This is a genomic window from Acidimicrobiia bacterium, assembly GCA_035471805.1.
In the GTDB taxonomy this organism is placed as follows: Bacteria; Actinomycetota; Acidimicrobiia; order Spongiisociales; family JAHEDJ01; genus JAHEDJ01.
The window spans coordinates 1-24397 of sequence record DATIPS010000046.1 but is presented as its reverse complement, the minus strand read 5'-3'; the positions used below and the strand labels follow the sequence as shown (position 1 = coordinate 24397).

The following is a 24397-nucleotide window of genomic DNA, read 5'->3' as shown; positions in this document are numbered from 1 at the left end:
TCGAGAATGTCGAAGGTTCCCGCTGCTCCTCCGGATCGCCTGACCAAACAAGCGTTACGGTGACGGCAACAAGGGAAGCCAGCAGGAGACCACCCGAGATGGTTCCCAATACTCTCCAGCGGTTGAAATCTGGGCGCATTCCTACTTTCCCTCAGTCTCCTCTGATCACGCAACGGTACGATATACGTTATCGGTGGACACAAGACCGCCGGCGGGATGGGATGACGCAACCTTGCAAACTAGGGACCCTCGAAGCCGCTCGAATGATGCCCTCGTTCTGCGCGAGAATCGGGCGGGAGATTCAAGCGCGGCGTCAGTTGGAATCAGTTCCTTGAGCTCAGTTGGGCGGCACCGTGACCCCCAATCTCACAAGAGGTGGCGCCGCAGTATCCTTGTGCTGGCAACGCTCATGGGTGTCGGAGCCGGCTCGATCGGCGCACAGATATTCCTCATGGAGCCGATCGAGTCCCCACCGGCAGGTGCGCACTCAACGCCTACCAGCAGTACTCAGAGAAACGCCACAACTTTTCCACCTACTGCTATAGCCGAAGTCGCGATCCTCACGGCCTCTGAAGACGTTTCGGTCAACGCGGAGAAACCAGACGAACCGGCGGGGCACAATCCGATCCTCCGAGTGGATGGAACTCCACAGGTCATTTCCTACCTCAAGTTCAAACTAGAAAACGTAGGTGACCGAGTTACAAGGTTGGTACTGATGCTGTATTCGACTACCGGATCGCAAGAGGGCTTCTCGGTCCATATCGTTGATCACAGCAACTGGGACCAGTCAACGGTCACCTTCGCAAACGCGCCCCCCATCGGTGAAGAGATCGGCGTATCGGGTAGCTTTCGAGCCAACTCAATCGTCCAGGTAGAGCTTGATCCGTTTGTCGCCGGAGTCGGTGAATACAGCCTGGCACTGGTAAGCAAGAGCAGGACGCTAATCGGTTTTGCCAGCTTGGACTCGGATATCTCCAGGCCACAGCTTCTAGTACGCACGGAGCGTATGCCTTGACGGTTCCCCTATTCGATGCAACCCATTCCCGATGAGAGGAAACTCGATGATCACCAAGACCGTTCGACTAACCGGGGGCTCCCCCAACTCGATCGAGGACGCCGTCAACGGCGTGCTCGGCCGCGCCGCCGAAACGCTGTCCGACATCCAGTCGTTCCGGGTCGTCGAAGTCGGCGGCACGGTGGACTCGTCGGGCGCTCCGAGCGAATACACGGTCACCCTCGACATCACCTTCGTGGTCAAGGAATCCACCACCCACCGCTGATGGATCACATCGAATCACTCGGATTCGGCATCTGGCGCCTCACGCTGCCGCTGCCCTTCACCGCACCCAGGTCGGTCAACACCTACATCTTCGAAGGTGCCGACGGACTGACCATGCTCGACTGCGGCGTCGACACCGACGACGGCTACCAGCACATCGTGCGCGGGCTCGACCACATCGGAGCCACGACCAAAGACCTCCACCGCCTCATCGGCTCCCACCTCCACGTCGACCACATCGCAATCTCCAAGCGGCTCGTCGAGGAGACCGGTGCCGAGTGGGTCATGCACGAATCGACGCCGTCCGAAGTCGTCTGGTACAACAACTGGGAGGGTCGCCGCGACCGTCTCACCACCATCGTGGCCGCCAACGGCGCCCCCGGCGAGGCGATCGAGCGGTACCGGGCGGGATTCTCCCAGCCCGAGTGGTACTCGAACGCCATCGACCCGACCCACCCGGTCGCCGACGGCGACCGCATCCCGCTCGAGACCGACCGCCACCTCGATGTCCTGTTCACGCCCGGCCATCAGCCGAACCACATCACACTCTCCGATTCGCGCAGCGGATTGCTCTTCAGCGGCGACCATGTCCTGCCGGGGATCTCGCCTTTCGTCCCCTACGACGGCGACGACAACGACCACCTGGGCGACTATCTCAACTCGATCGAGCGGATCGAGCTCCTCGATCCCGGCGTCGTGCTGCCCGCCCACGGGCCGGCCATCGAGCGCGGGCGGGCGAGGGCCCGCCAGATCAGCCTCCACCATGAGCGCCGCATCGGCGCCATCACCCAGGAACTGAAGTGGGGACCGAAGACCGCCTGGGAGATCATGGGTGCGGTGTTCCGCCCGAACCTCAGCCATATGGAGCAACGCCTGGCGATCCAGGAGACCCTCGCCCACCTGGAGTATCTACGTCGACGCGGGGCCGTGGAACGGATCCTGGAGGACGGGACCTTCTGGTACCGGGGCCGCAACCGGTGAACGACGAGCTGCGCACCTCCGACGGTGTGCTCCTGGAGCACAAGTGGTCACAACCCGATCGGATCGAGCGCATAGCGATCCTCTGTCACCCGCACCCGCTCCACGGTGGCTCGATGAGCGCGCCGCTCATTCGCCGCGTGAACAACGTGCTGACCGACCGGGGCTTCGCCGTACTCAGGTTCAACTTCCGCGGTGTCGGCACCTCCGAAGGCAAGTTCGGCGGTGGCGTGAGCGAAGTGTTCGACATAGAGGCAGCCGTCGGTCTCGCCCGGACCACACATCGGGATGTTCCGATCGGAATCGCAGGCTGGTCGTTCGGATCGGTAACCGCCTTGCGATGGTCCGCCCAGTATCGGTCGGATCTGCCCTATGCGGGCATTGCCCCGCCGGTCGGCAGCGACCTCATCCTCGAGTTGCCGGAGATGCGGCACCTGGCCGGCGCACCGCGTACCTTCATCATCGGGGACGCCGACCAGTTCACCACCGTTGCAGCCGTCGAGGCCTACGCGGCGTCCATCGGCGCACGGGTGGAGGTGGTGAAGGGCAGCGATCACTTCTTCTTCACCAGAGAAGGGGTCGTTGGCGAACTCGTCGCCGATGCGCTTGCCGGCAAGTTCTAGGTTCGAGGTTCCGGGTTCCAGGTCATTCTGCGGCTACAACCCCAGCAGCCTCGCCGCGTTGTCGTGGAGGATCTTCCTGGTCAGCTCTTCCGGCATCTCGAGAGTCTCCCAATCGCGTAACCACTTCTCCGGAGTGATGAACGGAAAGTCCGTGCCGAAGAGGGTGCGGTCGGCGAGCGGGCCGCGCACGGCGTTCAACAACTCGGCACTCAGATACTTGGGAGACCACCCCGACAGGTCGATCCACACGTTGGTCTTGTGGCGGGCGACGGCCAGCGCTTCGTCCTGCCAGGGCCAGGAAGGATGCGCCATGATTATCTGAAGCTGCGGGAACGTGGCCGCGACGTCGTCGAGAAACATCGGATTCGAGTGCCGGTTCTGGATCCCCATTCCGCCCGGTGTCCCGGCGCCGAGACCGGTGAAACCGGTATGCGACAGGACGATCAACCCCTCTTCGGCGGCCGCTTCGAAGATCGGATGGAACTCCCTGTCCGACGGGGTGAAGTTCTGGGCGGCGGGATGGAACTTCAAACCGCGCAACCCGTTGCGCGCCGCCCGGTGCACGGCTGCGACGGCGGCAGATCCGCGATGTGGATCGATCGATCCGAACCCAAGAAAGACGTCCGGCGCCTCTTCGATCATTTGTGCAACGGTCTCGTTGCGGAACGGGGGCAAGCCGGTCGCCGTCCGGGCCGACCAGGCGAGCAGAACGGCCTTACCGTCGAGCGACCGGTAGTAGTCGGCGATCTCAGCAGTCGTCATTATCTCGAGGGGCCGGCCGAAGTAGTCGGCGAGCTGATCTCGGAACGGGGCAAACGGCCCGTTGAGGAACTCCTCGACCGGAGGGTGGACGTGGACGTCGATGAACTTCGTCATCGGCGGGCCCGGAACCCCCGGTTGCGCGCCTCGGCCGGTGTGTCTGGACCGAACGAGGACAGCAGGTTCTTTCTCAGGAGGTCGTCCGCGTCGATGCGTTCCTCGAGTTCCTCGAACTGATCAGCTTCGTCGCAGTCGTAGAAGATCATGGTGTCCCGGGTGCCGACATACCGGTAGTCCTCGAACCGCCGCAACCGTCCCATCACAAGCTCCATTTCATCCGCTGGCCATCACGATACTCTGCCTCGAACGACTCCCTCAGCTCAGGGGAGCAAGGGTCGACGGGTCGCCAGGCGCGGCGTCGGCTCTCCGATGGGGAGAACCCGCGCAGGCGGCATGGCGGGAAAGGTTCGCCAGGGAGGAACGGTCGCCGGAGCAAGCGAGAAGTAGACGGAAGCGGCCAGGCGCGCCGCCAACGAGCCGAAGTTAGATCCGGGCTTGTTCACGGTAGGTCCCGAAGACTCTCTTGAGTCGCTCCACGATTTCACCCTGGGTCGCCCGCACGCGGCAGGCATCCACCAGCAGCGGCATCAGGTTGGCCGAACCCCGGGCACCTTGCTCGAGAGCGGCGAGAGCCGATTCGACCGCCCCGGTGTCCCGGCCGGCCCGCAGGTCCTTCAGACGAAGAGTCTGGAAGTGCTCGATCTCGGCGCCGATACGGAGGATCTCGAGTTCGTCCTCTGCGTCTTTGGCGTACTTGTTGACGCCGACGATTGCCCGGTCTCCGGAGTCGAGCGATTTCTCGAACTGATAGGCGGACTCGGACAGCGCCAACTGGAAGTAGCCCTCCTCGATGCCGCGCAAGGTGCCGTCGAGCATCGACCCGTCGCCGAGACGGTCTACGTGTTCGAGGATGGCCATCGCCTGGGCTTCGACGCGGTCCGTCATCTCCTCCACGAACCAGGATCCACCGAGCGGGTCGACCGCGTTGGCGACACCGGTCTCCTCGGCGATGACCTGCTGTGTGCGCAGCGCAATCTCGGCCGCCTTCTCCGTGGGAAGCGCGTAAACCTCATCGAGGGCGTTCGTGTGCAGGCTCTGGGTTCCGCCGAGCACTGCGGCCAGCGCCTCGATCGCCGTACGCACGATGTTGTTCTCGGGCTGCTGTGCCGTCAGGGACACGCCGGCGGTCTGGGTGTGGAACCGCAGCTTGAGGGATCGCTCGTCTTTCGCCCCGTACCGGTCGCGCATCCAGCGTGCCCAGATCCGTCTGGCTGCCCGGAACTTGGCGATCTCCTCGAAGAAGTCGAGGTGGGAGTCGAAGAAGAATGACAAACGCGGCGCGAAAGCATCGACGTCCAGTCCGCGCCGAAGGAAAGACTCGACGTAGGCGAAGCCGTCTCCGAGAGTGAAGGCGAGTTCCTGCGCGGCGGTCGCTCCGGCTTCTCGAATGTGATAACCGGAAATCGAAATCGTGTTCCACTGGGGAACGTGATCGGTGCAGAACTCGACCATGTCTCCGATGAGGCGAAGATGCGGTTCCGGTGGGAAAACCCATTCCTTCTGTGCGATGTACTCCTTGAGGATGTCGTTCTGAAGGGTTCCGCGCAGGTTCGCCCAGTCGACACCCTGCTCCTCGGCGGCCACGAGCAGCTGCGCGAACAGTATCTGTGCCGGACCGTTGATCGTCATCGACACCGATACGCGATCGAGTGGGATTCCGTCGAAGAGGGAGACCATGTCGTCGGCCGAGTCAACGGCCACACCGCAATGGCCGACCTCGCCGAGCGACATCGCGTCGTCCGAGTCGTAACCCATCAAGGTCGGCATGTCGAAGGCGATCGAGAGGCCGTCCTGTCCCTGGCCCAGCAGGTACCTGAAGCGCTCGTTGGTGGCGGCGACATCTGCGAATCCTGCGAACTGGCGGATGGTCCACAGTTTGCCCCGGTAGCCCGTCGCATGGATGCCCCGTGTGTACGGATACTGCCCGGGGAAACCGATGCTCTCATCCACTTCGTCGGGTGAACTGAGGGCGGGAACCTCCTCAAATGAGAGGGTTTCGAAACTGTCGCGCCGCAGTGTGCCGGATTCGTAGTCGTCCCGCCAGGAGTCCCTGCTCATGCTCCTGCACCTTCACCGCCGACGACCACCTCGGCACCGCAATTCGGACAAACGGCACGGTCGATGTCACCGACGATGAACGAGAACTCGCATTCTCCGCAAGTGATCTTGGGCGAGGGAGGGTCCGGCTGGGGAGGCGGAGGCTGGGGAGGCGGTGCGCCGAACGGACCGCCGCCCGGGTGGGCCATTCCACCGGGGCTACCTGCCGCGGGATCGCGGACCTCGTTGGGCGCGCCGCAAGCCGGGCAGTTGAATCTGCCCGGACCCGGGATCTGCACCTCACTGCTGCATGCACCGCATCGAACTCTCACGTCACTACCTCTCCTACCGCCCCGATTGACTGCAAATAGGCCGCTTCTCCGGCCAGGACTGCTCGAATCTGCTCCTCGCCGTATTCTGCACTCTGTTTGGCCGCGGCCTGCGCCTGAATGTACTCGACGGCGTCGTCTGTGCCGCCGGCCACAATGTCGCCCCCACCGGCACGATGGGCGCGGCGCGCCTGCATCTGGAGGAAATGGACCTCCCATTCGAGTATCCGGCGAATGTCCCTGCGCGCCAGGTGCGTAGTGCCGGCCAGGCGGGCGGAGACGAAGCCGACGGCATCCTCGATGGAGTAGACGGCCTCGACGGGCACGCCCCGCACCTTGGAGTTGCGCCACAACATGATCGCCAGCAACCCGAGGAATACGGCCACCAGCAGCGATCCGAAAACGAGTGCAGTCGCGGCGCTCATCGACCACCATGGTACCGGCGATTCCGTCTGTGGCCTACAGGCGGAGAGGAGATCGGCCTATACAGTGGATTGCATGGAGATTCTGTTCGATGCCGGGAATCTGAGGATCGTCCGCCTGGTCGTTGGGCCGCTCGACAACAACGCCTACATCGTCTCGAGCGCGGGAAGCGCGGTCGTTGTGGATGCAGCTGCGGAACCCGATCGGATTCTGGCCGCCGCCGAGGGCAGCGAAGTCCGCGCGGTTCTCACAACCCACGGACATCACGATCACATCGGAGCAGTCGAAGCCGTGCGAGGCGTGCTGGGCGTCCCGTTCCGGCTTCACCCTGCCGATGCGGCAATCGCCGGACTGGAACCGGACGAACCACTCCGGAACGGAGAAGAGGTCGCCGTCGGGGAGCATTCCCTGACCGTCATTCACACACCCGGCCACACGCCGGGTTCGGTCTCGTTCCTGCTCGAGGGCCATCTCTTCACGGGGGACACCCTGTTTCCGGGCGGGCCGGGCGCCACTCGCTTCCCGTACTCGAGTTTCGACTCGATCATGGAGAGCCTCACTGGGAGTCTGTTCGTCCACCGGGACGAAACCGTCGTCTACCCGGGACACGGAGCGACTACCACCCTCCAAGCCGAGCGCCCGCATCTCGAGGAGTGGCGGGCGCGCGGCTGGTGACTTGCGGAGCAAGGGATCCGGGCATCCGTCCCGGATCCCTTCACTCCCGGTGTCATCGCAGGTCGAGGAAAGCCTGCTCGTCGAGTGTCTCGAGATCGCTCTTCAGCAATCCCTTGTAACTGAGGCTGTAGAGCGAACTGCCGATCACGACGGAGCGCCGGATCTGGGCGTTCCATTCGTAGTCGACGCCCTCTTCCATGTGGGTGATGGTGTCGATCTTCTCGATACCGTCGCGCGAAGCCTTGATACCGACTGCGCCGGCGAAGAAGTCCTCGCCCTTCTCCTCATCCCAGCTCCAGCGTTGGATGGGCACCACCGTGAGTCCGGTTTGCGGCCAGTGCAGGAATGCACGGTGGTCGTATTCGACTTCGGAGGACCCGTCTTCGAGAGTCATCTTGTGCAGTCGCTGGGGGTTCGCCGGATTCGACACATCGAACACCGCTATCTGCGTTCCAAGCACCCGGCCTTCCTCGGTGGCATCCTGCCCGACACCGATGAGCAGACCATCGCCGATCGGGTGCAGGTATGCGGAATATCCGAGGATCTTCAGCTCGCCGGCCACCTTCGGTGTGCCGGGATCGGACAAATCTATGACGTAGAGCGGGTCGGTCTGACGGAACGTGACTACGTATCCGGTGTCGCCCATCATCCTGACGGCGTAGATCTGCTCTCCGAGCCCCAGGCCGCCAACCTGGCCGACCTGGGTCAACTTGCCGTTGTCGTCTTCGAGGATCGTTACGAAACTCTCGGACTCATCGGTCCTCCACCCCCACCACGATCCGGCGTCGGTGGTGGCAACCCGCAGGTAGCCGTTGTGTTCGGACATGGACCACTGGCTCAGCAGATGGCCCGGCACTTCCCCGGTCGCCTTGTAGAACGTTTGATCGGGATCTGAGATGTCGAACTTGTGGATTGCCGTCGTGTAACCCTCGGTCTCCTCATCGAAGGCGTCCTGGTCCTCGAGGAGCCGCCAGTCGATCCAGCGGGTCGTGGCAACGTACAGGCTGTCCGCAGATGCGTAGACGGTCTCGCCGTCGGCCATCACACCGGTTGCCTTGTCCGGGTCGATACCTTCGCTCAGGTCGACGGTCAGGACGGTCAGCATCCCGAAGCCGGAGAACTCCTCCGGGTGGAAGGTCTGGTTGCACGCCAGCAGGTTCCCTTCGGTCGTGGTTGAGACACCGCCGCGACGGTCTTCGAGCACGTAGTAGGGCACCCAGTTGTCGATCGTCGAGTTGCGGATCACTTCCTGGTTCGCCCTCTCTGCGTCCCGCTCGGCGCGCAGGCCGGAGCTGGACGGGTACTCGAACTCGAGACCGGTCGGGAAGGCTCGGAGAACGATGCGGACCGTGTCGCCGACCATGCGGGCGCTGAGATAAGACCCGTCCAGGAACAACTCACGATCGATCTGGAGGTCGCTCGGATCGCTCATGTCGATCTCGGTGATAACCGTCAGGGGGCTGCCTCCCCATGGGCCCGGAGCGATATCCCGGGCGCCTGCACTCGGCAGCGCGTAGTAGTCCGAGTTGCCCAGAACGAGGATGCGGTCGCCCGACATCACGATCTCCGACACCCAGACGTTGTCGACGGTGATCGAATCGAGAAGCACCGGTTCGTCACCGGTGACGTCGATCACGTAGAGCTTCTGATCGGCGACGGCCACAATGCGCTTGCCGTCCGTCTTGACGATGTCGGGCTCGTCCACGCCCACTTCCTGGACGTTGGTCGTGGAGAAGTCACCGTCCGTGCCGCCGGGAGGTAGGACGGCCGACGACCGCGCGGCCCCGCCCGCCGTGTCCCCGGCAAGCGACTCCTCAGCAGCAAATGCGACATCATCCACTCCCCACATCCACGGCCCGCCGGCCCCGTCCAGGCCCCACGGGCCGACGCGCTCGAGCGCCTCTCCCTTGATCCAGTCGAGTAGATCGTCGCAATGGTTGAACTGGACGAGAGCACCGGCGAACAGCCCGGCTACGTTGCCGTTGCCCGAACCGCCGGTGGTCGTTGTAGCCGTGCCCGTACCGCAGGCCGTTGCCACGAGTGCGATCGTCAGAAGGATGAGAATGGTTCGTCGCATGTGATTTCCTCCGGTTTGTTCTTCTTTGCGACGTTCAGCACGACTGCCGCGGTTCCCGGTTTCTCACGCCTCGATCCCGGCCACTCGGGCCAGTGCGGCATCGCCGCGAAGCACGACCATCTCGACTCCCCCTGATTCGATGCGATCGTCGACCCGCCGCCGGATGGAACCGTCGGCGACGAGGGAGTAAACGGAATCGCCGGGACAGGTGGTGGCCGCGTAGTCGCGATGACCGGCGATCGTGTCTGTGGCGACGCCGAACTCGGTCGATGCCCATGCCAGCAACCGCACCAGGGATTCGATCTGCGCCTCCGTCGGCTGTTGCTCACCGTAGTTGCCTTCGAGCACGGGAAGGAAATGTCCGGCCGGGTCGTAGTCCGTGAAGGTGTCGCCCGGCGCCGTGTAGGGGCGAGCTTCGTAGACGTTTCCTCCTCGATCGATGGAGAAGTGGTAGGCGACATCGGGCCAGCCTTGTTCCTGGTGATAGGCCTGATGCCCGCGCAGGCGGGCGGGGGCTGCCCGGTTGTCGGGCAGCGCCACGGCGGTGTGATGGATGGTCATCCGCTCGATCACGTGGGTCCCGAAGTCGGCCGCAGCAGCCCGGGCTCCCCACCCGTTCCGCTCGATGACCTCGAGAACCACCGGAGGGGTCGGAATGGTTGTGGGCACCGGCACCGTGGCCACCGTCGAAGTGGACGGCGTTGTGCTGGTGGTCGTGGACGCCCCTGCCACAGGGGCAGGCTCTTCGGACGGCAGTCGCCAGAACGCCCAGCCACCGAGCCCTGCCGCACCGGCCAGCATCCATAGAAATCTTCGGCGGGTCACACTCTCCATGCTGCCTGTACCCTATCGACGACACGGATATCTCAGGAGGAACAGTTGGACTTCGCGCTGATGACCGAGCCCCAGATCGGCGGTACCTACGAGGAACTCCTGGCCGCGGCGCGCTGGGCCGAGAGCAACGGATTGGCGGGGTTTGCACGGTCCGACCACTACTACTCGAGTCGCGACCCGAAGCCCGATGCAACCGACGCCTTCGCAACGCTGGGCGGGCTCGCCCGGGACACCCGGAACATTCGACTCGCAATACTCGTATCCCCGATCACCTTCCGGCATCCGGCTGTTATCGCCAAATCTGCGGTCACGCTCGACCAGATGTCCGGCGGCAGATTCGACCTCGGCGTCGGCACGGGCTGGATGGATCTCGAACACGAGGTCTTCGGACTCCCCTTCCCCGGTTGGCCGGAGAGATTCGCCCGCTTCGAGGAATCCCTTCACTATCTGGCCGCAGCTTTCGGTGATGAGCCTGCTGCTTACAAAGGCAGCTACTACGAGCTCGAGGGCGACATTCGACCCAAGCCGTCCAATCTCCCGATCATCATCGGAGGATCCGGGAAGTCGCTGACCCCGCGTCTCGCCGGAGAGCACGCCGACGAGTACAACCACTTCATCAGTCCCGCCGCCGACATCGCCCCGAAGATTCGAAGAGTGCGGGAGGCGGCGGTCGCCGCCGGACGTGATCCGGAGGCCATCACGATGAGCGTGATGGGCCCCGTGCTGGTGGGCCTCGACGAAGGCTCCTATCGGGTCAGGCTCGCCGCGGCAGCCGCCCAACGCGGCCAGAGCCCCGAGGAAATGGAAGAGCGCTGGAAGAAGGCCGGGATACCTGTGGGTGGGCCCGAGCGCGCCCGGGCGACCCTGGCCGAACTGGAGGCGATCGGCGTCACCAAGATGTACTTCCAGCACCTCGATCTCTCCGACCTGAGCAGCCTCGACGAAACACTCGAGGCACTGCGGGGTTAGGGCTCTCGCGTTTTCTGCCCCGCCTACGGCGGGGGAGATGGCTTCGCCGAGAGGCGCAGGCAGAGGGGACTCGATACGAGTTAGCGAGGCTTCCAAGGCGCGATACCGCACATGTCGGACCCGTTCGGCGCGGCGATCCGGAATACGCTCGACGGCCGGATCCGGCCTGCCGGCCGGCGCCCGCTCCCCCCGCCACGGGCGGTGGGAGAATCGCAAGGCTCGACGTCACACTCACCGGCCCTTCCCGGTGGGGACCGCCCTAGCGACTGACGTCTGCCCAGGTTGCCGCGCTGAGTCGGATCAGGTCGTCGAGTGCAATCTGGAACAGGCTCGATGGGGTTCCGCCGGCGACCCACAGCGGATCGTTGCGGGAGAGCTTCCGGTCGGCGAGCACCCTGATCGGACGTTCATGGGCAAACGGCGGGGTACCCCCGGCCGCGTAGCCGGTCGCGCCGCGCACCTCCTCCAGCGACGCCCGCCTGGCTCTCGCACCCCCGGCCTCCCCGGCGAGCTTCTTCTCGTCCAGTCGAAGATCGCCCGGGATTAGAGCCAGAACCGGCTCTTCGTCGACCATGAACACGAGAGATTTGACGATGGCGGCCACGCTGCACCCGACCGCTGCTGCGGCATCGGCGGCCGTCTTCGTCCCTTCGGCGAACTCGGCGACATCGACGTCGACACCGCGCTCCCCGGCGTAATCGACGATCCGCTGTGTTGACCTCGGCAGCGTCATTCGAGTAGCCCGATACGTCCCATACAATGAGACGCTACCTCCCGGGAGTTCGATCATTCGTAGTCTTGTCGCCGTCCTCGCCTTTGCCGTCGGCGCCGCGGCGTGCGGCGGGACGACCGTCGCCGAAACCGAAGAAGCCACGTTCGCCTACGGATACGCAGTCGGCGAGACCTTGACCTTCGACTTCACAATGACCCAGGAGCTGGTGGCCCACATCGATCTGGACGCGACGCCCGGAATCCTCGGTGCAACCGAGGTACCCGGAGAGATCGACGTCACAGTCGAGACGACCGGAGAAATCACCTACGTCATCAACCCGGCGGATGATCCGGAGAGCTTCGAGATCGCGGTCAGCGGGATCATCACCGACACCTCGGTGACCGGTTTGATCGACTCGGTGGCCATCGACGACATCGAAGACCTGCCTGCGGACTTCTCGCCCAATACGGCTCCACCCAATCTCATCCTCATCGTCGATCGCGCCGGCAACGCCACACCGCGCGAGGCGGTCCCAACGGATCTATTCGGGTTGCTGGCCAATCCGACTTCGGCTGCCAGCGTCTCCGGATTGGACCCGATGGGCGATCACCTCGGCCCGGTGTTTCCGGCCGGGCCTCTCACCACGGGCGCAACCTGGCAGACGGAGGCAATCCGGGAGGTCCTCGGAAGCCCGGTGACAACAACCTCATCGAATCGCCTGGTCGGCGTTACCGCTGCCGGCACGGCCAGAGTGGCGACAATCGAATCGGAACTCAACAGCAGCGGGTTCGAAGTGTCGCTGGGAACCTTGCTCGCCCTCTTGTTCGGCGGTGCCGACGATCTCGTGGAGGGAGCCGAAACCGGTGACATCTCGTCGCAGTTCGACGGATCGGGTTTCGACCTGCGGATCATCGGATCGCCGATGACCGGCAACTCGACAACCGAGTTCGATGTGGGGGCAGGACGGCTGCTCAGCTACCGGACCGTTTCGGAATCTCCGGCCGAGGTCAGATTGTCCTTTCCCGATGAGGAATCCGGCGAACCGGTAGACGGCCTCATGCAACTCACCACCACCGTCGACTTCCGAGCAGAACTTCGTGATGACGTCTAGTCGACCCGGCGCACCACACCCCACGTGTTTTCACTATCTGCGTATTGTTAATTAAGCTGGAGATATGTCCGACCACCCGCTTCTGAAGATAGAGAACCTCCACGCCTCCGCCGGCGACACTGAAATCCTGCGCGGCGTGGACCTAACGGTCAACAGGGGCGAGATCCACGCCCTGATGGGCCCCAACGGTTCGGGGAAATCAACCCTTGCCAACGTGCTCATGGGCGACCCCGCGTACACGGTGACGGAAGGAAGAATCCTCTTTCTGGGTGAAGACGTCACCGAGGCCGCGACCAACGACCGCTCGAACATGGGCATGTTCCTCGCGTTCCAGTACCCGGAAGAGATCCCGGGCGTTCCGATCGTCCAGTTCCTCCGCGCAGCCCTGTCCAATCGCACGGGAATCGACTACACGGTGCTCGAACTCCGGCTGCGCGTCATGGATGTCATGCGCGAACTCGGCATCGAACCCGGTTTCGCCGACCGCTACCTCAACGAAGGGTTCTCCGGCGGTGAGCGCAAGCGCAACGAAGTTCTCCAGATGGCAGTACTCGAACCGGCGCTGGCCATCATGGACGAGACCGACTCCGGCCTCGATATCGACGCTCTCAAGATCGTCGCCGAAGGTGTCAACAAGCTGACCGGCCCCGAGCGTGGATTCCTCATCATCACCCACTACCAGCGGCTCCTCGATTACATCACACCCGATCATGTGCATGTCTTCATGGAAGGGCGAGTCTTGACTTCGGGCGGTTCAGAGCTCGCCCAACGCCTCGAAGCAGAGGGTTACGACGGATTCCGTGAGGAAGCTTCGGCCTGACATGACCAACCTTTCGCATCTGCGACGGGATTTTCCGATTCTCAGGCGGGAGGACTACGGCCACCCGGTTGTCTTCCTCGACTCTGCCGCAAGCGCGCAGAAACCGGTGCCGGTTCTCGAGTCGATGGACCGTTTCTATCGAGCCCAATATGCCAACGTCCATCGCGGTGCCTACAAGTTGTCGCAAGAGTCCACCGAGGCCTACGAGGACGCCCGCCGGCGGGTGGCGAGGTTCTTGAACGCCGGCTCTCCCGATGAAATCATCTTCACCAAGGGCACCACCACGGCGCTCAACGGACTGGCGAGCAGCTGGGGCATCGATCATCTCGAGCCCGGAGACCGCATCGTTCTGTCCCTGATGGAGCACCATGCCAACGTGGTCCCGTGGCAGCTGATCGCCAAACGCACCGGAGCCGAACTCGTATACATCCCTTTGACCGCGGAGTATGAACTCGACCTCGATGCCCTGCGCGCCACGATCGACCAGAGGGTGAAGGTCGTCTCCCTGACCGGCATGTCCAACGTGCTCGGAACCATCCCCCCGATGCAGCAGATATCCGAGATCGTGCGCGCCCAGTCGGAAGCGATCCTGATCGTCGATGGAGCTCAACTGGTGCCCCACCTGCCCGTCGACGTGCAAACTCTCGGGGCCGACTTCCTGGCGTTCTCAGCCCACAAGATGCTCGGGCCCACCGGGATCGGCGTGCTGTGGGGAAAACCCGATCTCCTGGAGGAGATGGAACCGTGGGAGGGGGGCGGCGAGATGATCGCCACCGTCGGTCTCTACGAATCGACCTGGGCGCCGGTGCCGCAGAAGTTCGAAGCCGGCACTCCCCCGATCGCAGAAGCCGTCGGCCTGGCGGCCGCCGTGCATTATCTCGAAGAGATCGGCATGGAAGCCGTCCGATCACACGACCTCGAACTGACGGCGTACGCTCTCGATCGCCTGAGCGAAGTCCCCGACCTGATCCAATACGGGCCGACCGACGTCAAGGTACGGGGCGGGGTGATCAGCTTCACTCTGGGAGACGTGCACCCTCACGACATCGCCACCATTCTCGACAGTCGAGGGATATCCGTTCGGGCCGGCCACCATTGCGCAAAGCCGCTCATGGCCGATCTGGGCGTCGCGGCAACCGCCAGGGCGTCGTTTCACGTCTACAACAGTCGTGAAGATGTCGATGCCCTGGTCGCCGGTCTGCACGAGGCCCGGTCCCTGTTCGGATTGGATGAGGGGTAAGGTTCGCCGATGGCCCTCGATGAGCTCTACAGGGAAGTCATTCTCGACCACTACCGCAATCCCAGGAACCGTCAGCCCCTCGACGAACCGGGAGCGCATGCGGACGGTCACAATCCGCTGTGCGGTGATGAGATATCACTGGACATCCGGGTCGAAGGCGACACGGTCACGGCGGTGTCGATCGTCGGACGGGGCTGCTCGATCAGCCAGTCCTCGGCATCGATGATGTCGGAGGCGATCAAGGGCAAGACGCGGCAAGAGATTGCAGATATCACCGCCCGCTTCAAGGCGATGATGGACATCGACAACGAAGGGGACGCCGGCCTCGATCCCGAACGACCCGGATCGGTGCTCGGCGACCTGGAAGCCCTGCAGGGTGTGCGCAAGTTTCCGGTCCGGATCAAGTGCGCCAACCTGGCCTGGACGACGCTCGACGAGGCATTGAATCAGCTCTAGGTTCCAGGTTCCAGGTTCTAGGTTCTAGGAACCACAACCTGTTCAGCGCGGCAGGCTCGACCGCCCCATCAGAAACTCGTCAACCGCCCGGGCACACTGCCGGCCTTCACGAATCGCCCAGACGACCAGCGACTGGCCCCGTCGCATGTCTCCGGCCGCGAAGACGCTTTCGATGTTCGTCTGATAATCGTCGGTATCGGCCCTGACGTTGCCGCGCTCGTCGAAATCGACTCCCATGCGGCGGAGCAAGCCGTCCTGCAGGGGCCGGACGAACCCCATCGCCAGCAGGACCAGGTCGGCGGGCAACTCGAACTCTGAACCGGGGACCTCTTTCATCCGACCGGTCTGCCAATCGACCCGGACACCGCGCAGCAACTCCACCCTTCCATCCTCTCCGGAGAACGAAGTGGTCGAAACGGACCAGAGACGCTCGCATCCCTCTTCGTGCGATGAGCTCGTTCGCAGACGGTTGGGCCAGTTCGGCCAGGTAACGAGCTTGTCCGGCTCCACCGGAGGTTCCTCCAACAACTCGAGCTGAGTGACCGAGGCAGCTCCTTGCCGTATCGATGTGCCCACGCAATCGGCACCCGTATCTCCGCCGCCGATAACGATGACGTGTTTACCGGCGGCAGTAATCGGATGATCTTCGACCGACTCATCCCCGATCCGGCGGTTCTGTTGAGTGAGGAACGGCATGGCGAAGTGAACGCCGTCGAGATCCCTGCCGGGAACCGGGAGGTCCCGCGGCTGTTCGGCGCCGCCCGCCAGCACGACTGCGTCGTGGCCGTACACGAGGCGCTCGATCGACACCGTGACACCCACATGGCTGTTGACCCGGAACTCAACGCCTTCGGTCTGCATCTGCGACATTCGCCTGTCGATCACGGTCTTCGACAGCTTGAAATCGGGTATGCCGTAGCGCAGCAAACCACCGATCTTCGAGTTCTTCTCGAAGACGACTACCTCATGGCCCGCTCGCGCCAGCTGCTGGGCGCACGCCATTCCGGCCGGGCCGGATCCCACGACCGCCACTCGCTTGCCCGATCGTCGAAGGGGGATCTGCGGCTCGATCCAGCGGTTGGCCCAACCACGTTCGATGATCGCGTGCTCGATCGTCTTTATCGTGACCGGCGCACCGGTCAGGTTGAGCGTGCAGGCCTCTTCACACGGAGCGGGGCAGACCCTTCCGGTGAACTCGGGAAAGTTGTTCGTAGCGTGCAGCACGTCGAGTGCGCGCCGCCACTCGCTCTCCGAAACGAGCTCGTTGAAGTCCGGAATCACGTTGTGGATGGGGCATCCTGAGTGGCAATAGGGAACGCCGCAGTCCATGCAGCGCGTGCTCTGGCGTTGTAACTCCTCATCGTCGAGAGGTCGCGTGAACTCCCGGAAGTTCCCAACCCGCTCGGCCACCGGCAGGTAGGTCCGATCCCGGCGTTCGAACCGAAGGAAGCCGTCGGGTGAGGCCATCAGACCCCTCCGGAGGCCGGAACGGAGCGCTCGGACAGGACCCTCTTGTACTCGATCGGCATGATCTTGATGATGCGCGGCAGGTAGTCGCCGAAGTCCGCCAGTATCTCGCGGGCGCGCGAGCTGTCCGCCAGTCTCGCATGCCTCTCGATGAGAACCTTCAGCCGCCAGACGTCGAACCGGGTCGGATCGGCAAGCAGCTCGGCGGTCGTCGGGTTGTCCGAGACCCCCGGAGGCGGCTGCGGGTCGGGGTCGATCTCCTCGAGCTCGACCATCGAGAGGTTGCAGCGTTGCTCGAAGTCACCGATGTCGTCGATCACATATGCGATTCCACCGCTCATGCCTGCTGCAAAATTCCGGCCCGACTTGCCCAGCACCACCACACACCCGCCGGTCATGTACTCGCAACCGTGATCGCCGACGCCTTCCACGACGGCCACCGCACCCGAGTTGCGGACCGCGAACCTCTCGCCGGCGCCACCGTTGAAATAGCAATCGCCGTCTATGGCCCCGTACAGGACGGTGTTCCCGATGATGACGTTCTCGCGCGGAACGATCGGGCCGTACGGCGGTGCCTGAATGATGATCCGACCACCGGACAGACCCTTGCCGACATAGTCGTTGGCGTCTCCTTCGAGTTCGAGCGTCACCCCCTTGGCCAGCCAGGCGCCGAAGCTCTGCCCGGCCGTGCCGCGCAGTCGGACGTGAATCGTGTCGTCTGCGAGCCCTGCATGGCCGTATCGCCGGGCGACCTCGCCGGACAGCATGGCGCCGACCGTCCTGTTGGAGTTGGAGACCGGAAGCTCGATTCCAACCGTCCGGCCCGCCTCGAGTGCGGGGGCGGCTAGTTCGATCAACCGATTGTCGAGCGCTTCATGCAGCCGGTGGTCCTGGCTCTCGGTGTTGCTGATCGCAACGCCCGGGCCGGCATCGGGGCGTGCAAACACCTTCGAAAAGTCGAGGCCGCGAGCCTTCCAGTGATCGATCGCTTCACGCATCACGAGGCGATCGCTTCGCCCGATCATTTCCTGGAAAGACCGGAAACCGAGTTCGGCCATCAGACGTCTGGTCTCTTCGGCGATGAACATGAAGAAGTTCACCACATGTTCGGGTTTGCCCGGGAACAGGGCACGAAGTTCCGGATCCTGTGTTGCCACACCGACCGGACAGGTATTGAGATGGCACTTCCTCATCATGATGCAACCCTCGGAAATGAGGGCGGCGGTGCCGAAGCCGACCTCATCTGCGCCGAGGAGGGCGGCCATGACGACGTCGCGGCCGGTGCGCATCCCGCCGTCGGCCTGGACGGCGATCCGGCCCCGCAACCGGTTGGCGACCAGCGTCTGATGGGCGTCGGCAAGACCGATCTCCCAATGGGAACCCGCATCCATGATGGACGTCAGCGGACTGGCACCGGTGCCGCCCTCGTTGCCCGAGATGAGCACGTGATCTGCGTGTGCCTTGGCGACTCCGGCCGCGATGGTCCCGACGCCGACCTCGGAAACGAGCTTCACGCTGATGCGCGCCCGCGGGTTGACGTTCTTGAGGTCGTAAATGAGCTGTTTGAGGTCCTCGATCGAGTAGATGTCGTGATGCGGAGGAGGCGAAATGAGGCCGACTCCCGGCGTCGAGTAGCGGACCCGGGCTATCCATTCGTTGACTTTGTGCCCGGGAAGCTGGCCGCCTTCACCCGGCTTGGCCCCCTGCGCCATCTTGATCTGAATGTCGTCTCCGTTGACGAGATATTCGGTGGTGACCCCGAACCGGCCTGAAGCCACCTGCTTGACGGCGGATCGTGCGGAATCACCGTTCTCATCCGGTGTGAACCTGCTCGACTCCTCACCGCCTTCGCCGGTATTCGACTTGGCTCCCAGCCTGTTCATGGCAATCGCCAGGTTGGTGTGAGCCTCCCACGAGATCGAACCGAAGGACATTGCCCCCGTGGCGAACCGTTTCACCACCTCCTTGGCCGGTTCAACCTCGTCCAGCGGAACGGGATCGGTTCCGAAGTCGAAGTCGAACAAGCCCCGCAGGTTCTTGAGTTTCTTGGTTTGATCGTTGACCAACCCGGAGTACTCCTGGAACTTGACGAAGTCCCCTTCGCGTACGGCGTGCTGCAGGGTTGAGATCGTCTCGGGTGTCCAGACGTGGGTTTCCCCATGAACGCGGAAGGCGAGGTCACCGCCCACATCGCGCTCCGGTTCCCTGCCGTTGTTCTCGCCGAAAGCGACAAGGTGGCGCTGCACCGTCTCGATCGATATCTCCGTCAGGCCGATCCCCTCGATCATCGAAGGCGTCCCGGTGAAATAGCGATCGATGAGATCCGAGGACAGACCGATGCCGTCGAAGATCTGGGCGCCGCAGTAGGACTGGAAAGTCGAGATCCCCATCTTCGACATCACTTTCAACATGCCCTTCGTCACTGCCTTGATGTAGCGGCGATGAGCCTCGCGCACGGTCATCCTCTCCGGCAGCTCATCGATGACGGCCGTGATGCTGTCAAACGCCAGGTACGGGTTGATGGCTTCCGCTCCGTAGCCGGCGAGGAGGCAGAAGTCGTGAACCCGGCGAGCCTCGCCGGTCTCCACTACGAGCCCGACCTCCGTGCGGAGCCCTTCCCGGATCAGATGATGGTGAACGGCCGACGTGGCGAGCAGAGCCGGCAGCGCCACCCTGTCTGCATCTACACAGCGATCGGAGAGGATCAGCAGGTTGAATCCCTCCCGGACTCCCGCGGTAGCGTCCGCACAGAGTCGATCGAGGGCGTCCTGCATTCCGCCGGCGCCGAGCCCGGCCTGGAAGCAGATACTCAAGCGCCGGGACCGGAAGGCGTCGTCGACATGGTTCTCGATTCGGCGGATACGCTCCAGGTCGACGTTCGTCAGGATCGGGTGCTCCACCTCCAATCGTATGTGACTTCCGCCGGTGTCGAGATCGAGAAGGTTGGGGCGCGGTCCGATCAGGGACACGAGGGACATCACGGTCTCCTCGCGAATCGGATCGATCGGAGGGTTGGTGACTTGCGCGAAGTTCTGTTTGAAATAGTCGTAGAGGAGCTTTGGTCGGTCGGACAGCACCGCCGGGGGCGTGTCACGGCCCATCGAACCGAGCGGCTCCTGGCCGGACACGGCCATCGGTTTGAGGATGAACTCGATGTCCTCCCTGGTGTAACCGAAGGCCCGCTGCGCCTGCCGCAGAGTCCTGGTGTCCGGCTTCATGGAGGCAACTTCGGGAGGCAACTCGCCGAGCCGGATCTGGGTCTCGTCGAGCCACTGCTGATAAGGCTTCGCCCTGGTCAGGCTGGACTTCAGTTCCGCGTCGTCGATGATCCGGCCCTCTTCGAGGTCGATGAGCAGCATCTTGCCGGGCTGCAAACGCCACTTCTTCACGATCTTCTCTTCGGGAATATCGAGAACGCCCATCTCCGAGGCCATAACGACGAGGTCGTCGTCGGTGATGAAATACCGGGCGGGCCTGAGTCCGTTGCGGTCGAGGGTCGCGCCGATCTGCCGTCCGTCCGTGAAGGCGACGGCGGCCGGGCCGTCCCACGGTTCCATCAGGGCCGCGTGGTACTCGTAGAAGGCTTTGCGCTCGGGATCCATGAGCGGGTTGTCTGCCCAGGCTTCGGGGATCATCAGCATCATGGCGTGAGCGAGCGAGTATCCGCCGGCCATCAAGAGTTCGAGAGCGTTGTCGAAAGTACCCGAGTCCGAAGCACCGTCGCCGATCAGAGGCCACAGCTTGTCGAGATCTTCTCCGAGAATCTCAGAAGACATGTTGTGTCTTCTCGCCCGCATCCAGTTCACGTTCCCGCGCAGGGTGTTGATCTCCCCGTTGTGGCATAGATAGCGAAACGGCTGGGCGAGCTGCCAGCTCGGGAAGGTGTTGGTGGAAAACCGCTGGTGGATCAAAGCAAGGGCGGACACCATCCGCTCATCGGCCAGATCCCGGTAGTAGACCGAGAGATTCTCGGCGAGCATCATGCCCTTGTATGTGATCGTTCGGGCCGACAGCGACGGGATGTAATAACGGCCTTCGTCTATGACATGAGGGGCCCGCGCTCGAACCGTGTGATGCGCCTGCTTCCGCACCACGAAGAGCTTGCGCTCGAATGCATCGGCCCCGCCGGTCTCATCACCCCAGCCGATGAAGATTTGCCGGATGAACGGTTCGAGGGGTTTGACGCTCTCACCCAGACAAGACGGATCGACCGGAACGTCGCGCCAGCCGATGAGCCGCAGGCCCTCCTTGAGGACGAACTCTGTGATCGCCCCCTCGCATACGGCGCGGTCCGCTTCGTTCTTCGGCAGGAACACGTTCCCGACGGCGTAGCGTCCTGGACCAGGAAGGTCGATCCCCAGGGTCTCCGCCTCGGAACGGAAGAACGGATCGGATATCTGGATCAGCATGCCGGCTCCGTCGCCGGCGAGCGGGTCTGCGCCGACCGCCCCGCGATGAGTCAGATTGGTGAGGACGGTCTGGCCCTGGGCGATGATCTGGTGGCTCGGGCGGCCCTTGATGTCGGCGACGAAGCCGATCCCGCAGGAGTCATGATCGAGCGCGGGGTCGTAGAGCCCTTTTCGCCCTGCTTGGGTCCCGTTCGCGATCATGTCAATCCTTCGTTCCATCTTCAGAGCCGGTAGCGCAGTTGCGCCCTTGTAGGACGGCGCCGGCCAAGGCCCGGCTCTGGGTGCGGAACTCAGATCGTACCGTCAGTCGTCCCTCTGTGAAAGCGAGCATCGACTGCGACCTCGAACGCGGCTGCGCCTCCGCCGTAGCGGAGGCGCACTGATTCACAGAGGTATCGCCTACTCGTGCAAACCGGCCATGAAGATCTCCTCGAGATTGTCGAGGCTGCCCCTCAAGTCGCGATCGAGAACCCGTGGAAGCATCGTCTTGTCGATGACTCTCCCAAAGAATGAGGTCAAATCATCTTCCTTGGTCTCCAGGACCACTTTCATGATGAATGCCTCGTCACCGGCAGTGCCGTAGTGGAATTCGTGATGGACCCTTGGAAGACCTGGAACATCGCTGTGGAACTTGACGAACTCTCCTTCGATCTTCTCGTCGAGAGTACAGGTCCCTTCGACGCGTCTGCCCAGGAGGCGATAGGCGAACTTCACGCTGTCGCCGGGAAAGATCCATTGAGCCATTGCCGGATCGATGATCTCGGTCATGCCGACGTACCAGTCCGGCCACAACTTGTAGTCGTCCAGGTAGTCGAAACCAACCTTGAGCGGCACCGGGAAACTCTTGGCAATCTCCGTACGCATTTATGTCACCCCCTTCCCGGGAGCGATTGGGCGAACAAGTCGGCCATTCCCTGGCCCGACCATACGACAACCAGGCCGATCTGACTAGACCGCAAAACCTGGGTAATGAGCCGATTTCGCGCGACATTCGGGCCCTATAGGGGCCGAATGTCGCGCGAGAACGTCACAGAGGCTGGTTCAGAGCGCCAGCCGTGCCACCGCGGATTCGTGCAAGCTACCCAGGTACAGATGACCTCCGTGTACCCGCGCAGAAGTGATCACGGCGTAGCGGCCGTCGGCATCCTGAAGGTTCTGCACCACTTCACCGGCGCCGTCGATTCCGAATACCGCTGCATGGCGGCTTGGCGCCGGTTGCATGGAATCGGGTAGACGGGCCGCGAGTCTGGCCATCATCGGACTCCTGGCAAGGAGGTCGACGAGTCTGTCGCGGGGGCTGACGATGGCGGCCCAGAAGACGCCTTCATGGTGGGTGAGGTTGTCCGGAAAGCCAGGGAGATTGTCGATGAGCACCTCGACGTCGCCCGTCCGCTCACCCTTCAACCAGAGTCTGCTGATCCGGTAGAGGCCGGTCTCGGCAAAGACGAGGAACGACTCATCGGATGAAAGCGCCACCCCGTTGGCGAACTGAAGTCCGTCGAGCAACTTCTCAGTGCGTCCGTCCGGCCGGCGCGCAAACAGACGGCCGGTGCCGGAATGCTCCATCAGGTCGAGTTTGTAGTTGGCTAAGTCGTAGCGCCTGCTCGTGACGGTGAAGTAGACCGTCCCGTCGGAGGCGATCGTCGCATTGTTCGTGAACACGAAGTCTTCGCCTTCATAGGAGTCGATCAGCAACTCAGGGTCACCGCCGGACCAGCGCAGCAGCCCTTTGTAGGCGTCGCAGACGATGAGTCGATCGTCGGCGTCGACTTCGATCCCCAACGGTCTGCCTCCCGTCGAGAAGAGCACCTGGGGATCCCCCCCACCCGGCGCGAAGCGCAGGACCCGGCCATCTGCGATCCCTGTGTAGAGATTGCCGGCGGAGTCGAACGCGACATCCTCCGGGCCCTCCCCGGGAGTCCGCCACATTTCGACCTGGGCGAGCCTGTCGTTGACTGCGAAAACGCCTTCGAACGGCGTGCGAGGCGGCGGGTTCCACTTGACCGGTGTGATAGCTGGCATGGGTTGATCCTACGCCTACAGGTCTTGTCGGGTCGCAAAGAGGCCCGGTGCCCGAGCACCGGGCCTCACGACCCCCTGACCGACCCGGATGGGTCAGTGGACTCCGCCCTGGGTCATCTTCTTGAGATCGAGCGCCGCATCGAGGTCCTCCTCGGACATCAGGCCCTTCTCCAACACGACTTCACGGACGGTCCGCCCGGTCGCAAACGCCTCCTTGGCGGCGGCCGAGCCGTTGTCGTAGCCGATGTGCGGATTCAATGCGGTGACCACGATCACGTTCTTCTCGAGCAGCATCTGAGCGCGCTCGGCATCAGCTTCGATTCCGTCGATGCACTTCTCTGCCAGCACCTTGCAGACCGCCGCCAGCAGGTCGATCGACTCCAGCAGATTGCGTGCCATGACGGGCATCATGACGTTGAGTTCGAAGTTGCCGTTCGCTCCACCCCAGGTGATCGCCGCGTCGTTGCCGACGACCTGGGCGGCCACCATCATTGCCGCCTCGGGAAGGACGGGATTGACCTTGGCCGGCATGATCGACGAACCGGGCTGCAGAGCCGGGAGCTTGATCTCGGCGATGCCGGTAACCGGGCCGGAGGAGAGCCAGCGCAGGTCGTTGACGACCTTGAACAGGGACTGGGCGATCGTCTTCAGAACGCCGGACGTCGCGACCACTGCGTCTTTGGCAGCCTGGGCTTCATAGTGGTTGTCGGCCTCGCGGAACGGGAAGCCGGTCTTGTCGGCCATCACTGCGATGACCTTGGCCGCGAACCCGTCCGGGCAGTTGATGCCGGTACCGACGGCCGTACCGCCGAGAGGGAGTTCTGCCAGTTCCGGAAGCACCTTCTCTACCCGTTCGGCGGCCTTGCGCATCTGCGCCGCCCAGCCTGAGAACTCCTGGCCGAGCGTGACCGGGACCGCGTCCATCAGGTGCGTGCGTCCGGACTTCACGACGTCCGCGAACTCGATCGCCTTCGCCTCGAGTGAGCCGGCCAGCAGATCGAGCGCCGGAAGGAGCCCCGACTTGAGGGCCTCCACCGCGGCAAGGTGCATCGCAGTT

The 24397-nt window shown here is 63.4% G+C and carries 22 protein-coding genes; 10 read left to right on the top strand and 12 right to left on the bottom strand.

From position 1 onward, the window contains the following. Positions 1–394: 394 nt before the first annotated feature. Genes VLT15_09420 through VLT15_09405 form a run of 4 tightly spaced genes read left to right on the top strand, consistent with a single transcriptional unit; the run spans position 395 to position 2880 of the window. Positions 395–1015, top strand: a complete 621-nt coding sequence (locus VLT15_09420) for a DNRLRE domain-containing protein (GenBank protein HSR45435.1) — start codon at positions 395–397, stop codon at positions 1013–1015. Between the two features lie 46 nt (positions 1016–1061). Then, entirely contained in the window at positions 1062–1280 is a 219-nt protein-coding gene (locus VLT15_09415; protein ID HSR45434.1) for a dodecin family protein, read from the top strand. Continuing rightward, the gene (locus VLT15_09410) at positions 1280–2260 is read left to right on the top strand and encodes an MBL fold metallo-hydrolase (GenBank protein HSR45433.1); all 981 of its coding nucleotides are present in this window, start codon (positions 1280–1282) and stop codon (positions 2258–2260) included. Before VLT15_09415 ends, VLT15_09410 begins: the two co-directional genes overlap by 1 nt. Further along, the gene (locus tag VLT15_09405; GenBank protein ID HSR45432.1) at positions 2257–2880 is read left to right on the top strand and encodes an alpha/beta fold hydrolase; all 624 of its coding nucleotides are present in this window, start codon (positions 2257–2259) and stop codon (positions 2878–2880) included. The genes VLT15_09410 and VLT15_09405 overlap by 4 nt, the downstream gene beginning before the upstream one ends. Positions 2881–2913: 33 nt before the next feature. Here the strand turns inward: VLT15_09405 and VLT15_09400 are convergent, their stop codons facing one another. From VLT15_09400 to VLT15_09385, 4 genes are all read right to left on the bottom strand, one after another. Then, entirely contained in the window at positions 2914–3756 is an 843-nt protein-coding gene (locus tag VLT15_09400) for an amidohydrolase family protein (protein ID HSR45431.1), read from the bottom strand. After that, complete coding sequence (locus tag VLT15_09395; protein HSR45430.1) at positions 3753–3971, bottom strand: hypothetical protein; 219 nt, start codon at positions 3969–3971, stop codon at positions 3753–3755. The genes VLT15_09400 and VLT15_09395 overlap by 4 nt, the downstream gene beginning before the upstream one ends. 211 nt (positions 3972–4182) lie before the next feature. Further along, positions 4183–5817: a methylmalonyl-CoA mutase family protein gene (locus VLT15_09390; GenBank protein HSR45429.1), complete on the bottom strand. Its 1635-nt coding sequence runs from the start codon at positions 5815–5817 to the stop codon at positions 4183–4185. A 307-nt stretch (positions 5818–6124) separates the two neighbouring features. Next, positions 6125–6550: a hypothetical protein gene (locus tag VLT15_09385; protein ID HSR45428.1), complete on the bottom strand. Its 426-nt coding sequence runs from the start codon at positions 6548–6550 to the stop codon at positions 6125–6127. A 73-nt stretch (positions 6551–6623) separates the two neighbouring features. Here VLT15_09385 and VLT15_09380 point away from each other — a divergent pair, with 73 nt between their 5' ends. Further along, complete coding sequence (locus tag VLT15_09380) at positions 6624–7223, top strand: MBL fold metallo-hydrolase (protein ID HSR45427.1); 600 nt, start codon at positions 6624–6626, stop codon at positions 7221–7223. A gap of 52 nt (positions 7224–7275) precedes the next feature. Here the strand turns inward: VLT15_09380 and VLT15_09375 are convergent, their stop codons facing one another. Both VLT15_09375 and VLT15_09370 read right to left on the bottom strand, forming a co-directional pair. Next, positions 7276–9300, bottom strand: a complete 2025-nt coding sequence (locus tag VLT15_09375; protein ID HSR45426.1) for a beta-propeller domain-containing protein — start codon at positions 9298–9300, stop codon at positions 7276–7278. 63 nt (positions 9301–9363) lie between these two features. Next, on the bottom strand, positions 9364–10125 hold the full coding sequence (locus VLT15_09370; protein HSR45425.1) for a peptidoglycan recognition family protein: 762 nt from the start codon (positions 10123–10125) through the stop codon (positions 9364–9366). A gap of 69 nt (positions 10126–10194) precedes the next feature. Between VLT15_09370 and VLT15_09365 the strand changes: the two genes are divergently transcribed. Next, entirely contained in the window at positions 10195–11103 is a 909-nt protein-coding gene (locus tag VLT15_09365) for an LLM class flavin-dependent oxidoreductase (protein HSR45424.1), read from the top strand. A 259-nt stretch (positions 11104–11362) separates the two neighbouring features. On the opposite strand, the gene VLT15_09360 is transcribed toward VLT15_09365, so the two are convergent. Continuing rightward, complete coding sequence (locus VLT15_09360) at positions 11363–11836, bottom strand: YbaK/EbsC family protein (GenBank protein HSR45423.1); 474 nt, start codon at positions 11834–11836, stop codon at positions 11363–11365. A 172-nt stretch (positions 11837–12008) separates the two neighbouring features. Here VLT15_09360 and VLT15_09355 point away from each other — a divergent pair, with 172 nt between their 5' ends. The 4 genes from VLT15_09355 to VLT15_09340 all read left to right on the top strand — a co-directional run bounded on the left by VLT15_09355 (position 12009) and on the right by VLT15_09340 (position 15442). Beyond that, complete coding sequence (locus tag VLT15_09355) at positions 12009–12926, top strand: hypothetical protein (protein HSR45422.1); 918 nt, start codon at positions 12009–12011, stop codon at positions 12924–12926. A gap of 64 nt (positions 12927–12990) precedes the next feature. Continuing rightward, complete coding sequence (gene sufC, locus VLT15_09350) at positions 12991–13746, top strand: Fe-S cluster assembly ATPase SufC (protein HSR45421.1); 756 nt, start codon at positions 12991–12993, stop codon at positions 13744–13746. Between the two features lies 1 nt (position 13747). Beyond that, entirely contained in the window at positions 13748–14986 is a 1239-nt protein-coding gene (locus VLT15_09345) for a cysteine desulfurase (protein HSR45420.1), read from the top strand. Positions 14987–14995: 9 nt separating this feature from the next. Next, positions 14996–15442 (top strand): SUF system NifU family Fe-S cluster assembly protein, encoded by a 447-nt coding sequence (locus tag VLT15_09340; GenBank protein ID HSR45419.1) that lies wholly within the window; start codon positions 14996–14998, stop codon positions 15440–15442. 42 nt (positions 15443–15484) lie between these two features. Here VLT15_09340 and VLT15_09335 read toward each other — a convergent pair whose 3' ends face one another. From VLT15_09335 to VLT15_09315, 5 genes are all read right to left on the bottom strand, one after another. After that, on the bottom strand, positions 15485–16909 hold the full coding sequence (locus VLT15_09335; GenBank protein HSR45418.1) for a glutamate synthase subunit beta: 1425 nt from the start codon (positions 16907–16909) through the stop codon (positions 15485–15487). Further along, positions 16909–21537, bottom strand: coding sequence for a glutamate synthase large subunit (gltB, locus tag VLT15_09330; protein HSR45417.1), 4629 nt, complete (start codon positions 21535–21537; stop codon positions 16909–16911). The genes VLT15_09335 and gltB overlap by 1 nt, the downstream gene beginning before the upstream one ends. 180 nt (positions 21538–21717) lie before the next feature. After that, entirely contained in the window at positions 21718–22182 is a 465-nt protein-coding gene (locus VLT15_09325; protein ID HSR45416.1) for a hypothetical protein, read from the bottom strand. Positions 22183–22359: 177 nt separating this feature from the next. After that, positions 22360–23340: an SMP-30/gluconolactonase/LRE family protein gene (locus VLT15_09320; protein HSR45415.1), complete on the bottom strand. Its 981-nt coding sequence runs from the start codon at positions 23338–23340 to the stop codon at positions 22360–22362. 93 nt (positions 23341–23433) lie between these two features. Then, positions 23434–24397, bottom strand: a 964-nt coding sequence (locus VLT15_09315; GenBank protein ID HSR45414.1) for a class II fumarate hydratase, incomplete at its 5' end; no start/stop codon positions are given.

Bases quoted from the DNA above. Each gene is read 5' to 3' on its own strand.
- VLT15_09415 (HSR45434.1), top strand. From the start codon at position 1,062: ATGATCACCAAGACCGTTCGACTAACCGGGGGCTCCCCCAACTCGATC.
- VLT15_09410 (HSR45433.1), top strand. From the start codon at position 1,280: ATGGATCACATCGAATCACTCGGATTCGGCATCTGGCGCCTCACGCTG.
- VLT15_09400 (HSR45431.1), bottom strand. From the start codon at position 3,756: ATGACGAAGTTCATCGACGTCCACGTCCACCCTCCGGTCGAGGAGTTC.
- VLT15_09395 (HSR45430.1), bottom strand. From the start codon at position 3,971: ATGGAGCTTGTGATGGGACGGTTGCGGCGGTTCGAGGACTACCGGTAT.
- VLT15_09390 (HSR45429.1), bottom strand. From the start codon at position 5,817: ATGAGCAGGGACTCCTGGCGGGACGACTACGAATCCGGCACACTGCGG.
- VLT15_09385 (HSR45428.1), bottom strand. From the start codon at position 6,550: ATGAGCGCCGCGACTGCACTCGTTTTCGGATCGCTGCTGGTGGCCGTA.
- VLT15_09380 (HSR45427.1), top strand. From the start codon at position 6,624: ATGGAGATTCTGTTCGATGCCGGGAATCTGAGGATCGTCCGCCTGGTC.
- VLT15_09375 (HSR45426.1), bottom strand. From the start codon at position 9,300: ATGCGACGAACCATTCTCATCCTTCTGACGATCGCACTCGTGGCAACG.
- VLT15_09365 (HSR45424.1), top strand. From the start codon at position 10,195: ATGACCGAGCCCCAGATCGGCGGTACCTACGAGGAACTCCTGGCCGCG.
- VLT15_09360 (HSR45423.1), bottom strand. From the start codon at position 11,836: ATGACGCTGCCGAGGTCAACACAGCGGATCGTCGATTACGCCGGGGAG.
- sufC (HSR45421.1), top strand. From the start codon at position 12,991: ATGTCCGACCACCCGCTTCTGAAGATAGAGAACCTCCACGCCTCCGCC.
- VLT15_09345 (HSR45420.1), top strand. From the start codon at position 13,748: ATGACCAACCTTTCGCATCTGCGACGGGATTTTCCGATTCTCAGGCGG.
- VLT15_09340 (HSR45419.1), top strand. From the start codon at position 14,996: ATGGCCCTCGATGAGCTCTACAGGGAAGTCATTCTCGACCACTACCGC.
- VLT15_09335 (HSR45418.1), bottom strand. From the start codon at position 16,909: ATGGCCTCACCCGACGGCTTCCTTCGGTTCGAACGCCGGGATCGGACC.
- gltB (HSR45417.1), bottom strand. From the start codon at position 21,537: ATGGAACGAAGGATTGACATGATCGCGAACGGGACCCAAGCAGGGCGA.
- VLT15_09325 (HSR45416.1), bottom strand. From the start codon at position 22,182: ATGCGTACGGAGATTGCCAAGAGTTTCCCGGTGCCGCTCAAGGTTGGT.
- VLT15_09320 (HSR45415.1), bottom strand. From the start codon at position 23,340: ATGCCAGCTATCACACCGGTCAAGTGGAACCCGCCGCCTCGCACGCCG.